We start from the raw sequence: 14,273 nt of genomic DNA, 5'->3' as shown, positions 1-14,273 counted from the left end.
TCGCCCCGGAGGTGAGGGCAGGTGACCCAGTCGCGATCCCCGCGGCAGCCGCAGCCGCGGCTGACCCACCCCCTGCGCCAGGCATGGACGCAGGTGGTGAGAACGGCCCGCAGAACCACCGCCGACGGCCTCGTCGTCGGCACCTCGGGCAATGTCTCGGCCCGGGTCGGGGACACCGTCCTGGTGACCCCGAGCGGCGTCCCCTACGACCGGCTCGGCTCACGGGACGCCGTCGCCGTCGACCTCGACGGACAGCAGGTCCTCGGCGCGCTCAAGCCCACCAGCGAGCTGCCCATGCACCTCGCGATCTACCGGGAGACCGACGCCGAGGCGGTGGTCCACACCCACGCCGTGCACGCCACGGCCGTCTCCACCCTCGTCGACGAGCTCCCCGCGATCCACTACATGACCGCCGCCCTCGGCGGACCGGTCCGCGTCGCGGCCTACGCGCTCTACGGATCGGACGAACTGGCCGACGCCATGCTCGAGGCGCTCCGCGACCGCAGCGGCTGCCTGCTGCGCAACCACGGCACCATCGTCCACGGCGCCACCCTGGACCAGGCGTACGACCGCACCGCCCAGCTCGAATGGATGTGCCGGGTCTGGCTCACCGCGGCCTCCGCCCCCGGCCGCACACCGTCCCTGATCCCGCCGGACGAGATGCGGCGCGCCGCGGAGAAGCTGAGCGGCTACGGCCAGCCGGGCTGAGCCCGCCCGGCGCGCGGGCCCCGGCCGGGCGGTCACCCGGCCGGGTACGCCCGCTGGCCGGGGGCTGCCTCCCCGCCCACACTGGGAGGGATGCGCCTGCGTACAACGGCGGTCGCGGCCGCCACCACCCTGCTGAGTGTCGGCGTGGCCGCGGTGGCGGCCGGACGGTGCGCCACCGACGCTGCGCTGAAACCGGCCTCCCACCGGCCGCTGCCGAACGAGCCCCCGCTGACCGTCCACGCGACCGCCGCCGGCCAGATCACCCTCACCCGATCGCTCGCCTCGCTGCGCCCCGGCACCTACGGCCTCACCGGCCGCTCCTGCCACGCCGTCGTCGGCCCCGTCGTCGAGGACGCCCCGCACGCCGCCGACTGCGTCGTCCGCCGCCTGGAGCGGGTCACATACGGCGACCTCAACCCCGGCACCCGGGTGCGGCTGACCCCGCAGGTGCACATCGGCGATCCGCGGGACGCGCTCGGCATCGACCACACCGACGTCCACGTGCCCGGCGAACTCGGCCCGCTGCCCGCCTGGTTCATCCCCGGTGAACGCTCCACATGGGTGATCACCACCCATGGCCTGGGCACCACCCGTGAGCACCCTATGGTCGTCATGCCCTTCCTGAGGCAGCTGCGGGTGCCGGTGCTCGACCTCGCCTACCGCGGGGACCCCGGCGCCCCCCGCCCCGAGGACGGCATATCCCATCTCGGCGACACCGAGTGGCGCGACCTGGACGCCGCCGTCCGCTACGCGGTGGCCTACGGGGCGACCGGAGTCGTGCTGCACGGCTGGTCCATCGGCGCCTCGATGGCCCTCCACACCGCCGCGAACTCCGCGCTGCGGCACCGCGTCGTCGGCCTCGTCCTGGACTCCCCGGTGCTCGACTGGCGGGCCACCCTGCGCGCCCTGGCGGCGGCCCGTGGCATCCCCGCGCCGCTGCTTCCGCTCGCCCTGCGCGCCGCCGAGGGACGCACCGGACTCCACGACAGCAGGCTGCCGGAAGTGGCCGATCCGGAGCGGCTGTCCGTGCCCACGCTCCTCGCGCACGGCCCCGACGACACCCTCGCGCCCTGGCACGTCTCGCGTGAACTCGTCGGCCGCCGACGCGATCTGGTGACCCTTCACACGGTCCGGCAGGCACCGCACGCGGCCATGTGGAACGCGGACCCCAAGGGGTACGAGGAGGCGCTGCGGCGCTTCCTGATACCGCTGCTGTAGCGGCCGTAAGGCGATCGCGGAAGCGCGTGCGAGACGGCGCGGGAAGCGTTCGCGGGGCGGCGGCGGACATGTCCTCGAGATGGCGCGAACCATTCGCGGCGACCGCCGGACGGGTGCCGATTGGGCTTTCGGGCCGTCAACGGCGAGACTGCTTCCGTGACGTCCCGTACTCCGCGCGACTCCCGGCTCCGACTCGTCCGAAACCGGCCGATGGCCACCGCCCGCCGGCCCGCGGTGAACCGCGGCTCAAGACCGGCGCCCCGCCCGCCGGAGGGCACACCGCCCCCGGCCGAGCTGGCCCGGCAGGCCAGGGCGGGGCTCACGGGGGCCGTGGCGGTCGCCCATTGGGCCGCGGCAGAACACGGCGATCCTGGCGCGCTGTCCGACGAGGCCGCCGCCCGCGCCGCGGCGGCGCTCGGGCTGAGCGAGCGGGAGGTGCGGACCGACTGGGACCGCGCCCGCCTCATCGGCCTCATCGAGCACCACGCGGGCACCACCCGCCCCGGCTGGCGGCTTCAGGCGTGGGACCGGGACGACAGCGCGGTGCTGCGCGGCTGGGTCGCCCTCCTCGACGCGTGGTCCCTGGCCTGCCCCGCCCCGGCCACGGCCGAGCCGACGGCGGTCGCGGAGGTCGTCGAGGCCGTACCGCAGCTGCTCTCCCTGTTGCAGCTCTCCGCCGGCACCGTGCAGATCTCCGCCCTGCTGGACATGCTCCGGCAGCGGGTCGCCGAGCTGCGCACCGAGCGGTGCGAGGTCCCCCAGGGGGCCACGGAGGGCCGGGAGCCCACCGAGGGCGCCGGGAGTTCCGCGCCTGCCGATGCCGCCGAGGACGCCGCCACGCTCGAGGGGCTGCTGGACTGGGCCCTGGACGCCCTCTCGTCCGTCGGGGCGCTCACGGTGCGGGAAGAGCCCCGGGACGGGCTGAACGGGCCGGAGAACGCCGCTGACGACGCCAAGGGCGACCGCCGGGAGGCCGTGCTGACCGCGCTCGGCAACTGGGCGGTGTGGGTCAAGCTGGAGCAGATCTGCGTCGCCGCCCAGAGCCCGGCCGGGAACATCGAGCAGCCCGCCGCCGACATGCTGCGCGGCTGCGCCGGCCTGACCCCGGGCCCCGCCCGCGCCGAGTACCGGGCCTGGCTGGCCGCCCGCCCCGTCGGCAGCGCCGTCACCGAGCTCATCGACGCGGCGCGCGGCGACGACGCGCTGCTGCGCGGGCTCGCCTTCGAGGCGCTGCGCGTCGTCGGGGCGCCCGCCGAGCCCGCCGTACGGGCCGTCGTCGGCGAATCGTGTCTGCGGCCGTACGCGCTCCTGTGGCTCGCCGAACACGAGGGCGCCGACCCGGACGAGGCGCTGGACGCGCTCACCCGCGAGGAGGCCACCTGGCTGTGGGTGGACACCGCCGCGGCCATCTCCGACCACGGGGAGAGCCCGCTGCTCGTCCGCCACCTGGAGTCCGCCGTCCAGGGCACCGTGCCCGCGCTGCTGGAGGAGGTACGGGCCGTGGGGCACCCCCGCACCGTGCAGGTCCTGGTGGCGCTGGCCGCCGCCCACCCCGATCCCGCCCTGGCCAAGGCGGTGCGCCGGGCGGCCTTCCAGGTGCACACGGGCGGGGCCTGACGGGGAGCGGCCGCCGTAGGGGACCACGGGAAGGCAGGCCGGGGGAGACCACGGGGAAGGCCGTAAGGGCGCGGCGAAGGCCGTAAGGCCGCGGGGGAGGCGGGGGGGAAGCCGGGGGGACGCCGGGGGAATAACGACTTGCCCGCCCCGCTAAACTAGCCGCATGGCAATTCTCCTCGTGCATTAGACGGCGTCGGCCGCCCTCAGTCCGTCCCGTCCGCCGTCCATCCTGCCCAGGAGCAATTCCCGTGATCACCGCCTCCGGTGTCGAGCTGCGTGCCGGCGCCCGCGTCCTCATCGAGTCCGCTTCCTTCCGTATCGCCAAGGGCGACCGCATCGGCCTCGTCGGCCGCAACGGCGCGGGCAAGACCACGCTCACCAAATGCCTGGCCGGTGAGGGCATCCCGGCCGGCGGCACCATCACCCGCTCCGGCCAGGTCGGCTACCTCCCGCAGGACCCGCGCACCGGCGACCTCGACGTCCTCGCCCGCGACCGCATCCTCTCGGCCCGTGACCTGGACTCCGTGCTCCGCAAGATGCGCGAGAACGAGGACCGGATGGCCAACGGCCAGGGCGCCACCCGTGAGCGCGCGATGAAGAAGTACGAGCGCCTGGAGACCGAGTTCCTCACCAAGGGCGGATACGCCGCCGAGGCGGAGGCCGCGACCATCGCCGCCAGCCTCGGCCTGCCGGACCGGGTGCTCGGCCAGCCGCTCCATACGCTCTCCGGCGGTCAGCGGCGCCGGGTCGAGCTGGCCCGGATCCTCTTCTCGGACTCCGACATCCTGCTGCTGGACGAGCCCACCAACCACCTCGACGCCGACTCGATCGTCTGGCTGCGGGACTACCTCAAGACCTACAGCGGCGGCTTCATCGTCATCTCCCACGATGTCGACCTCGTCGAGACGGTCGTCAACAAGGTCTTCTACCTCGACGCCAACCGCTCGGTGATCGACATCTACAACATGGGCTGGAAGCTCTACCAGGCCCAGCGCGAGGCCGACGAGAAGCGCCGCAAGCGCGAGCGCGCCAACGCCGAGAAGAAGGCCGCGGCCCTCAACTCGCAGGCCGACAAGATGCGCGCCAAGGCCACCAAGACCGTGGCCGCGCAGAACATGGCCCGCCGCGCCGAGAAGCTGCTGGCGGGCCTGGACGACGTCCGTCAGGCCGACAAGGTCGCCAAGCTGCGCTTCCCCGACCCGGCCCCGTGCGGCAAGACCCCGCTGACCGCGGAGGGGCTGTCGAAGTCGTACGGCTCCCTGGAGATCTTCACCGATGTCGACCTGGCCGTCGACAAGGGCTCCCGGGTCGTCATCCTCGGGCTGAACGGCGCCGGTAAGACGACCCTGCTGCGGCTGCTGGCCGGGGTCGAGAAGCCGGACACCGGCATGGTGACCCCCGGCCACGGGCTGAAGCTGGGCTACTACGCGCAGGAGCACGAGACGCTCGACCCGGACCGCACCGTCCTGGAGAACATGCGCTCCGCCGCCCCGGATCTGGACCTCGTCGACATCCGTAAGACGCTCGGGTCGTTCCTGTTCTCCGGCGACGACGTGGACAAGCCGGCCGCGGTGCTCTCCGGCGGCGAGAAGACCCGGCTCGCGCTGGCCACCCTGGTGGTCTCCTCGGCCAATGTGCTGCTCCTGGACGAGCCCACCAACAACCTCGACCCGGCCAGCCGTGAGGAGATCCTCGGCGCGCTGCGCACCTTCGCCGGTGCGGTGGTGCTGGTGACCCACGACGAGGGCGCCGTGGACGCGCTTCAGCCGGAGCGGATCATTCTGCTTCCGGACGGTGTCGAGGACCTGTGGGGCGAGGACTACGCGGACCTCGTCGCGCTCGCCTGACGAGGCGTGATGACGGGGCCGGGCGCTGTTCCGGCCCCGTCCCAAGAGTCCGGTTCCTCCGGTCCGATTCCCTTCTTGTAGATCATTTGGCCTAGGCGTGATCCATCATCTGAGTGAGAACGGCTGGTATCGCGGCGCGTCGCGGGCCACCGGCGCACAGGGCGTGCCGTGCGCCGGTCCGGACCTCCGCGACGTTGCTCGCGTATGCCCTGACCTGCCTCTTCGTCGATGGATACGAAAGAGTGTCAGGTTGAACAACGCCGGAATCCTTGATTCCGAAGGCCGTCGCGCCGCGATTTCCCGCAATGCTTCATCCACAGACCTTGCCGAATGGGTGGCCAGGAAGCCCTGTAGGGGTGATCATGAGAGTCCAGAGCGCACTTCCCATGAGGAGGCACGGGTGGCCGAGACTCTGAAGAAGGGCAGCCGGGTGACCGGCGCCGCGCGCGAAAAGCTCGCGGCAGACCTGAAGAAGAAGTACGACTCCGGGGCGAGCATCCGGGCGCTGGCCGAGGAGACCGGCCGCTCCTATGGATTCGTTCACCGGATGCTCAGCGAATCGGGAGTCTCCCTGAGGGGACGCGGCGGCGCGACGCGGGGCAAGAAAGCCGCCTCGGCCTGATCGCCCGCTCGCTCCGTCACCATCGGCAGGTTCGGACAGGGGTGCCACCCGGCTGATCGTCGGTTCGGCCGGGTGGTTACTGTGCAGTCACTTGTACTGACCGCACACGACCGGAGGCCCCTGTGACCCTGCTCGACAAGGACGGCGTTCAGCTTACCGTCGATGACACGGTCGCCACGGTGACCCTGACCAACCCGGCGAAGCGCAACGCCCAGTCGCCCGCCCTGTGGCGGGCGCTGGCGGAGGCGGGGAAGCGGGTGCCGGGCACCGTGCGCGTCGTGGTGCTGCGCGCCGAGGGCAAGTCCTTCTCGGCGGGTCTGGACCGGCAGGCGTTCACGCCCGAAGGGTTCGACGGCGAGCCGTCGTTCCTCGATATGGCGCGCGGCTCCGACAGCGAGCTGGACGCCACCATCGCCGGGTACCAGGAGGCGTTCACCTGGTGGCGGCGGAACGACATCGTGTCGATCGCCGCCGTCCAGGGACATGCCGTCGGGGCCGGTTTTCAGCTTGCGCTCGCCTGTGACCTGCGGGTTTGCGCGGACGACGCACAGTTCGCCATGCGCGAGACCAGCCTCGGGCTGGTGCCGGACCTCACCGGCACCCATCCGCTGGTCGGGCTCGTGGGATATGCCCGGGCGCTGGAGATCTGCGCCACCGGGCGCTTCGTCCATGCCGAGGAGGCCGAGCGGACCGGGCTCGCCAATCTCGTGGTGCCTGCCGCCGAACTCGACGGCGCGGTCCAGGACCTGGCGGCGGCCCTGCTCGCAGCGCCGCGCGACGCCGTGATCGAGACCAAGGCGCTGCTGCGGGGTGCCGTGGGCCGCACGTACGAGGAGCAGCGGGCCGCCGAGCGCGGCGCCCAGGCCCGCCGACTGCGCGACCTGGCGGGGCAGGCGGACTGAGCGCTTCGCGCTCCGCTAGGGAGTGCCGTGCCGTCTTGCCGTCTTGTCGTTCTGCCGTCGGTCGTCTGCGGCGCCGTCGTGGCTGGTCGCGCCCATGCGGCGGAGCCGCACATCGATACAGCCCCGCGCCCCTTCGGGGGGTTTCGAACCCCGATCGGCTTCCGGCGATCTGCACGACGGCGAGGCAGCGGCAGCCGTCACGGACCGAGAGCCGCCGGGGCTGGCGGCGTCGTCCCGGACCGAAAGCCCAGTAAAGCCCAGTGGGAGCGGCGGCCCGTCGCGGACCGGCAGGCTATGGCGGACTGTCGGCGTCGCTGTGCACCGGCGGCGCCGCCCCCCCCGGCGGAGCCGCGGCGGGTGGCGGCGCCGAGCTGTCGTGCCCGTCACGGCACCCGCGGTGGCTCCACCGCCGGTACCGCCTCCAGCACCAGCACCGCCAGATCGTCGTCGATCGGCTCGGCGCTGAAGTTGTGCGTGGCGCGCCGCACCCGCTCCGCGACCGCCTTGGCGCCCAGCCCGACACAGCTCCGCAGGATGTCCGAGAGGCCGTCGTCGTCATCCAGCTGACGGATGCCGTTGCGCCGCTCGGTCACCCCGTCGGTGACGCACAGCAGCGTCTCGCCGGGCTCCAATTCCAGTGAGTCGGCGTGGAAGTCCGGGTTCTCGTCGATGCCGAGCAGCATCTGGGGGCTGGCGGCGGGCGCCACCGCGCCGTCGGTGGTCAGCCGCAGCGGCAGCGGGTGGCCGGCGCTCGCCAGGGTGCAGTGGGCGCCGCCCCCCGCCGGGTCGGGCTCCAGCTCCCCGTAGAGCAGGCTCAGGAAGCGCGGCCGGGACTGCTCGCCGTCGATCTCGGCCGCCTCCGCGTCCTCCTCCACCAGCGCCTGGTTCAGCCGGTTGAGCACCGACTCGACCCCATGGCCCTCGCGGGCCAGCAGCCGGACCAGATGGCGGGCCAGCCCCGTGACCGACATCGCCTCCGGATCGCTGCCCTGAACGTCGCCCAGGAGGAAGCACCAGCGGCGGTCGCCCATGGGGAACAGGTCGTAGAAGTCGCCGCCGACGGTCTGCCCCTCGCCGTGCGGCTCGTAGACGATCGCCGTGTCCACCCCGGGGATGTGGGCGAGTGACATGGGCAGCTGCCGGCGTTGCAGCGCCCGGCTGATCGTCGCCTGCCGGGTGTAGAGCCGGGCCGTGGCCACCGCCTGGGCCACCCGCCGCGCCACGTCCTCCGAGAGCCGCACCACGCCCTCGGCCATCCGGGGCACGCCGGCCCGGCCGAGCAGCAGGGCACCATGGCTGCGGCCGTGGGCGATCAGCGGGAAACACACCGCGGAGCCGCCCGTCCCCTGGCTGTCCGCGATCCCCGGCCAGGGCCAGGAGGTGCCCGCCGAGCCGAGCCCGGTCGGCGGCGGATACCGCTCCAGCGACATACGGAGCGCGCCGATCCGGTGCTCGTCGCTGTGCCAGACGCGGGCGAGGTGCAGCTGGCCGCTCTCGGTGGTCAGCCAGACCGCGCACCAGTCGGCCAGCCGGGGCACCAGGAGCTGCCCGGCCAGGGCAGCGACCATGTTCTCGTCAAGCTGACCGGTGAGCAGTTCGCTGGCCTCGGCGAGGAAGGACGGTCCGCCGCGGTCCACCCAGTCGGCGGTCGGGTCGCGCTGCTCACGCGGCGGAGCGGGGGCGAGGGTCTCGGCGAACCGCAGCTCACGCCCGAGCGCGGTAGTGGGGACGGCGTCGAACCCGGGCCCCGCCCGCTCGGCGTCCAGCCGGAACCAGACCGCCTTACGGGTGCGGTGATAGGTCACGCCCCAGGATTCCGCGAGCGCCCCGATCAGCTGGAGCCCGCGGCCGCGGCCCCGGCGCTGGGTCTCCGGCCCCCCGTATACGGTGCTGGCGGGGTGGAGGTCCGCGACCTCCACGACGATCCCGGGTTGGTTCGGGATGTCTCTCGGCACCTCGTCCTGGCCGGGCGTCCCCTCGGGCCCCATGGGGCCGCCCTCGCCGCCGGGACCTTCACCGGGCTGGAGCCGGCAGACCACCTCGACCCGGGTGCCCGCGTGCAGGACGGCGTTGGTGACCAGCTCGCTCACCAGCAGTACCGCGTCATCGATGGACTGCTCGTCGAGGGTCACCGGTGTGAACGCCTCCGCTGCGCTCCGTCCCGTAAGTGCCGTACGGACGAAGGCGCGTGCCGCGCCGGGCGCGCGCACACTTCCGGGCAGTGTCGTCCGCGACACGGACTCACGCGCGAGAGGAATCAAGGCTCCCACGTGCGCTCCAGGGCAATACGGGCGGTTTAGTCCGTCTAGGTGCCATATTATGACAGACAGGGGGATATGAATGATCTTTAAGGGACGACGCGATGGCACTCGACCCGATCTCCACCGACACTTCCCCGGCGCGGCCCGTGGAATGTCCCGAATCCGCTTGGCCGTCCGGCCCGGCGGGCGCTGAGGAGACGGCATCCGCGACCGAGCTGCGTTCCCTGCTGGCGGTGATGAACGCCTTGTGCGACGGTGACTTCACCGTCCGTGCGGACGCCTCGGCCGACGGCCTCGTCGGTGAGATGGCCGGGGTCTTCAACCAGTTGGTGACGCGCAACGCGCATCTGGCCGGGGAGCTCCAGCGGGTGCGCCGAGAGGTGGTGCGCCAGGGCAGGCTGGACGAGCGGATCACCGCGAGCCCCGGCCAGGGCGGCTGGGCGACCAATGTGAACGCGGCGAATCAGCTGGTGGACGCGCTGGTCGGGCCGGTGTCCAACGCCACGCGGGTGCTCGACGCGATCGCGTCCGGCGATCTGACCCAGCGGGTGGATCTGCACGACGGCAACCGTCAGCTCCGCGGCGATCTGCGGCGGCTGGGACGCGGGGTGAACCGCACGGTGGACCAGCTGTCGCTGTTCACCGGCGAGCTGACCCGCATCGCCCGCGAGGTGGGCACCGAGGGCCGGCTGGGCGGCCGGGCCAAGGTGCAGGGGCTCACCGGCGACTGGCGGATGGTGACGGAGGCCGTCAACACCATGGCCTCCCGGCTGACCGCGCAGGTCCGCGACATCGCCGAGGTGACCACGGCGGTCGCCCGCGGTGACCTCACCCGCCAGGTGACCGTCGAGGCCACCGGTGAGCTGCTGGAGCTCAAGCTGACCGTGAACACCATGGTCGACCAGCTGGGGGCGTTCGCCGACGAGGTGACGCGGGTGGCGCGTGAGGTGGGCACCGAGGGCCAGCTGGGCGGGCGGGCCCAGGTGCGCGGCGTCTCCGGGGTCTGGAAGGACCTCACGGACAACGTCAACTTCATGGCGTCCAACCTCACCTCCCAGGTCCGTAACATCGCCCAGGTCACCACGGCCGTCGCCACCGGTGATCTGTCGCAGAAGATCACCGTGGACGCGCGGGGCGAGATCCTCCAGCTCAAGTCGACGATCAACACCATGGTCGACCAGCTCTCCGCTTTCGCCGACGAGGTGACGCGGGTGGCGCGTGAGGTGGGCACCGAGGGCGAACTGGGCGGCCGGGCTCAGGTCCGGGGCGTCTCCGGGGTCTGGAAGGACCTGACGGAGAACGTCAACTTCATGGCGAACAACCTGACCTCGCAGGTCCGCAACATCGCCCAGGTCGCCACCGCGGTGGCCGAGGGCGATCTGAGCAAGACGATCACGGTGGAGGCCAAGGGCGAGATCCTGGAGCTGAAGTCGACGATCAACACCATGGTGGACCGGCTGTCGTCCTTCGCCGACGAGGTGACGCGGGTGGCGCGTGAGGTGGGCACCGAGGGCAACCTCGGCGGCCAGGCCCAGGTCCGGGGCGTCTCCGGGGTCTGGAAGGACCTGACGGAGAACGTCAACTTCATGGCCCTGAACCTGACCTCCCAGGTCCGCAACATCGCCCAGGTCACCACGGCGGTCGCCAACGGCGATCTGTCGAAGAAGATCACGGTCGATGCCCAGGGCGAGATCCTGGAGCTCAAGGAGACCGTGAACACCATGGTCCAGCAGCTGCGCTCCTTCGCCGACGAGGTGACCCGGGTGGCCCGCGACGTGGGCACCGAGGGTGAGCTGGGCGGCCGGGCCGGTGTTCCGGGTGTCTCCGGGGTCTGGAAGGACCTTACGGACAACGTCAACTTCATGGCGTCCAACCTGACCTCGCAGGTCCGCAATATCGCGCAGGTCGCCACCGCGGTGGCGAAGGGCGATCTGAGCAAGAAGATCGACGTGGACGCGCGCGGCGAGATCCTCGAGCTGAAGACCACCATCAACACCATGGTCGACACGCTCTCCTCGTTCTCCGACGAGGTGACGCGAGTGGCCCGCGAGGTCGGCAGCGAGGGCCGGCTGGGCGGCCAGGCCCGGGTCGAGGGCGTCTACGGCACCTGGAAGCGGCTGACCACCGGCGTCAATGAACTCGCCCTCAACCTGACCACCCAGGTGCGCGCGATCGCCGAGGTCGCGTCCGCCGTCGCCCAGGGTGATATGTCCGGGTCCGTCTCGGTCGAGGCACAGGGCGAGGTCGCCGAGCTGAAGCACAACGTCAATCTGATGGTCGCCAACCTCCGCGAGACCACCCGCGCCAAGGACTGGCTGGAGTCCAACCTGGCCCGTATCGCCGCCCTGATGCAGGGCCACCGCGATCTGGTCGAGGTCGCCGATCTGATCCTGAGCGAGCTGACCCCGCTGGTGAACGCGCAGTTCGGGGCCTTCTTCCTCACCGCGGCCGGCGCCGAGCCCGGTGAGAGGCTCGAGTTCATCGCCGGATACGGCACCGATCAGGGCGCGGTCGGGGGCGACGGCCAGACGCCGCGGCGCGGCGACCCGGACCGCGGGCTGGTCGCCCAGGCGGCGGTGGGAAAGAAGCGGATCATCATCAACGATGTCCCGCCGGACTACATCACCATCAACTCCGGGCTGGGCTCGGCGCTCCCCGCCAGCGTGGTCATCCTGCCGATCCTCTACGAGGACCAGGTGCTCGGTGTGATCGAGCTGGCCTCGTTCAGCCGGTTCAGCGAGGTCCACCTGGCCTTCATCGACCAGTTCGTCAACACCATCGGCGTCTCGATCAACACCATCATCGCCAACGCCCGCACCGAGTCGCTGCTCTCCGAGTCCCAGCGGCTCACCACCGAGCTGCGGCAGCGCTCGAACGAGCTCCAGCGCTCCAACGCGGAGCTGGAGGAGAAGGCCGCGCTGCTGGCGACCGCCTCCCAGTACAAGTCCGAGTTCCTGGCCAATATGTCGCATGAGCTGCGAACTCCGCTGAACTCGCTGCTCATCCTGGCCCGGCTGCTCGCCGACAACCCCGAAGGGCGGCTGTCCACCCAGGAGGTGCAGTTCGCCGCCACCATCCACCGCTCCGGCTCCGATCTGCTCCAGCTGATCAACGACATCCTGGATCTGTCGAAGATCGAGGCGGGCCGGATGGACGTCCGCCCGAAGAAGCTGCCGCTGGTCAAGATCCTGGACTATGTGAACGCCACCTTCCGGCCGCTCGCCGTCGACCGAAGCCTGTCGTTCGAGATCACCGTGGGCGAGGACGTACCGCGCGAGATGTTCTCCGATGAGCAGCGGCTCCAGCAGATCCTGCGCAACCTGCTCTCCAACGCCCTGAAGTTCACCTCCTCGGGCGGGGTGACGCTACGCGTCGAGCGCACTCGGGCGGCGCAGTTCGAGGAGGAGACGCTGCGGGTCGCGGACGCCGTCGTCGCCTTCTCCGTCACCGACACCGGTATCGGCATCCCGCCGGAGAAGCTGCCGGTGATCTTCGAGGCGTTCCAGCAGTCCGACGGGACCACCAGCCGTAAGTACGGCGGCACCGGCCTCGGCCTGTCCATCAGCCGGGAGATCGCCGGAATGCTCGGCGGCCGGATCATGGCCGAGAGCGAACTGGGCGTCGGCTCCCGCTTCACGCTCTACGTCCCCGCGCACTACAGCGCTGTCGCCCCGGCGCCCGACCCCTCGGACCCCAGGGCCACCGGCTCCACCGTCCCGGCGGTGACCCCCGCCCCGGACGAGGCGCTGCCGGACACCGCCGACCACGCCCCCAGCGGGGTCTTCGGCGAGGCGGACGGCCTGGTCGCCACCCGGGTGCCGGGCGGCGGCGGGGCGGAGGCCGAGGTCGCCGTCGGGGCCGGGCGCGGAGACGAGGGCGAGGCCCACGACGACGGCTGGCCGGGGACCACCCGGCTCAAGGAGTGGCAGTGCGGACGCCCCGGCCAGGTGCTGAACGGCTGCCGCATCCTGATCGTCGACGACGACATCCGGAACGTCTTCGCGCTCACACATGTACTGGGCCGGGTCGGCATGACGGTGAAGTACGCGGAGAACGGCCGCGAGGGGCTGGAGGTGCTGCATCGCAACCCCGACGTCTCGCTGGTCCTGATGGACGTGATGATGCCGGAGATGGACGGTTACGAGACGATCCGGGCCATCCGGAACACGCCACGTCTCGCCGATGTGCCGATCCTCGCCCTGACCGCGAAGGTCATGCCCGGCGACCGGGAGAAGGCGATCGACAGCGGCGCGAACGGCTATGTGCCCAAGCCCGTGGATGTCGATCGGCTGATGTCGGCGATCATCGAGCTGCTCGATCCGGTGGATGGGCCGGGCAGCGGTGATGTCGAGTCCGCTGGTGGCGAGGTGCCCGGTGGCTCGTCCGGAGCCGACGGCGTCGAGAGCGGCCGTGGGGATGACGGCTCTGGGGATGACGATCGTGGTGATGACGGTCGTGCCGAGGAGGGTGAGGGCGCCGGGCGGGATGGGAGCACGCCCTCCGAGACCGGTCCGCCGAGGCCGAGGCAGGGGGAGACATGAGCGCCGCCACGTCCGAGAAGGCCGGAATCCTCATCGTCGACGACATGGAGGAGAACCTGATCGCGCTGGAGGCCGTCCTCGGCCCGCTCGAACAGCAACTCGTCCGCGCCCGGTCCGGCGAGGAGGCGCTGAAGGCGATGCTGCGCCAGGACTTCGCCGTCGTACTGCTCGACGTACTGATGCCGGGCATGGACGGCTTCGAGACCGCCGCCAACATCAAACGGCTCGACCAGACCAAGGACGTCCCGATCATCCTGCTGACCGGGACCGACGCCGACTCCGACTACGCCTACCGGGGTTATGCGATCGGCGCCGCCGACTTCCTCACCAAACCCTTCGACCCCTGGCTGCTGCGGACGAAGGTCAATGTGTTCCTGGAGATGCACCGTAAGAACCGTGAGCTGGAGGCGCGGACCGAGCACTTGGCCGACCGCGTCGAGGAGTTGGAGCGCACGGTCGACGGGCTCCGGAAGTACGGCGCCGAGAGCTGATCGGCCGGGGCGGTGATCGGCCGGGGCTGTGGTTCAGTCCGGGGCTGTGGTTCAGTCCGGGGAGGG

At 71.6% G+C, this 14,273-nt stretch carries 9 protein-coding genes; 8 read left to right on the top strand and 1 reads right to left on the bottom strand.

The features are described 5' to 3' along the window. The first annotated feature begins 21 nt into the window (after positions 1-21). From NQU54_RS21140 to NQU54_RS21115, 6 genes are all read left to right on the top strand, one after another. A complete protein-coding gene (locus tag NQU54_RS21140) occupies positions 22-708 on the top strand; it encodes a class II aldolase/adducin family protein (RefSeq protein ID WP_257632412.1) in 687 nt (228 codons plus the stop codon). Between the two features lie 90 nt (positions 709-798). Further along, entirely contained in the window at positions 799-1,926 is a 1,128-nt protein-coding gene (locus NQU54_RS21135; protein WP_257632411.1) for an alpha/beta hydrolase, read from the top strand. A 210-nt stretch (positions 1,927-2,136) separates the two neighbouring features. Further along, positions 2,137-3,543: a hypothetical protein gene (locus tag NQU54_RS21130; protein WP_257632455.1), complete on the top strand. Its 1,407-nt coding sequence runs from the start codon at positions 2,137-2,139 to the stop codon at positions 3,541-3,543. 248 nt (positions 3,544-3,791) lie between these two features. Then, complete coding sequence (locus NQU54_RS21125) at positions 3,792-5,390, top strand: ABC-F family ATP-binding cassette domain-containing protein (RefSeq protein WP_257632410.1); 1,599 nt, start codon at positions 3,792-3,794, stop codon at positions 5,388-5,390. A gap of 400 nt (positions 5,391-5,790) precedes the next feature. Next, on the top strand, positions 5,791-6,012 hold the full coding sequence (locus NQU54_RS21120; protein ID WP_009718933.1) for a helix-turn-helix domain-containing protein: 222 nt from the start codon (positions 5,791-5,793) through the stop codon (positions 6,010-6,012). Between the two features lie 122 nt (positions 6,013-6,134). After that, the gene (locus NQU54_RS21115; RefSeq protein ID WP_069869900.1) at positions 6,135-6,914 is read left to right on the top strand and encodes an enoyl-CoA hydratase/isomerase family protein; all 780 of its coding nucleotides are present in this window, start codon (positions 6,135-6,137) and stop codon (positions 6,912-6,914) included. Positions 6,915-7,297: 383 nt separating this feature from the next. Here NQU54_RS21115 and NQU54_RS21110 read toward each other — a convergent pair whose 3' ends face one another. After that, entirely contained in the window at positions 7,298-9,184 is a 1,887-nt protein-coding gene (locus NQU54_RS21110; RefSeq protein WP_257632409.1) for a SpoIIE family protein phosphatase, read from the bottom strand. Between the two features lie 227 nt (positions 9,185-9,411). Here NQU54_RS21110 and NQU54_RS21105 point away from each other — a divergent pair, with 227 nt between their 5' ends. Both NQU54_RS21105 and NQU54_RS21100 read left to right on the top strand, forming a co-directional pair. Continuing rightward, positions 9,412-13,716, top strand: a complete 4,305-nt coding sequence (locus NQU54_RS21105) for a HAMP domain-containing protein (protein ID WP_257632454.1) — start codon at positions 9,412-9,414, stop codon at positions 13,714-13,716. After that, positions 13,713-14,207, top strand: coding sequence for a response regulator (locus NQU54_RS21100; RefSeq protein WP_257632408.1), 495 nt, complete (start codon positions 13,713-13,715; stop codon positions 14,205-14,207). Before NQU54_RS21105 ends, NQU54_RS21100 begins: the two co-directional genes overlap by 4 nt. The last annotated feature ends 66 nt before the right edge of the window (positions 14,208-14,273 follow it).

The sequence above is a fragment of the Streptomyces malaysiensis subsp. samsunensis genome (assembly GCF_024519315.1).
Taxonomy (GTDB): Bacteria; Actinomycetota; Actinomycetes; order Streptomycetales; family Streptomycetaceae; genus Streptomyces; species Streptomyces malaysiensis.
The sequence above is the reverse complement of the archived record's forward strand: the minus strand, read 5'-3'. Positions and strand labels throughout refer to the sequence as shown.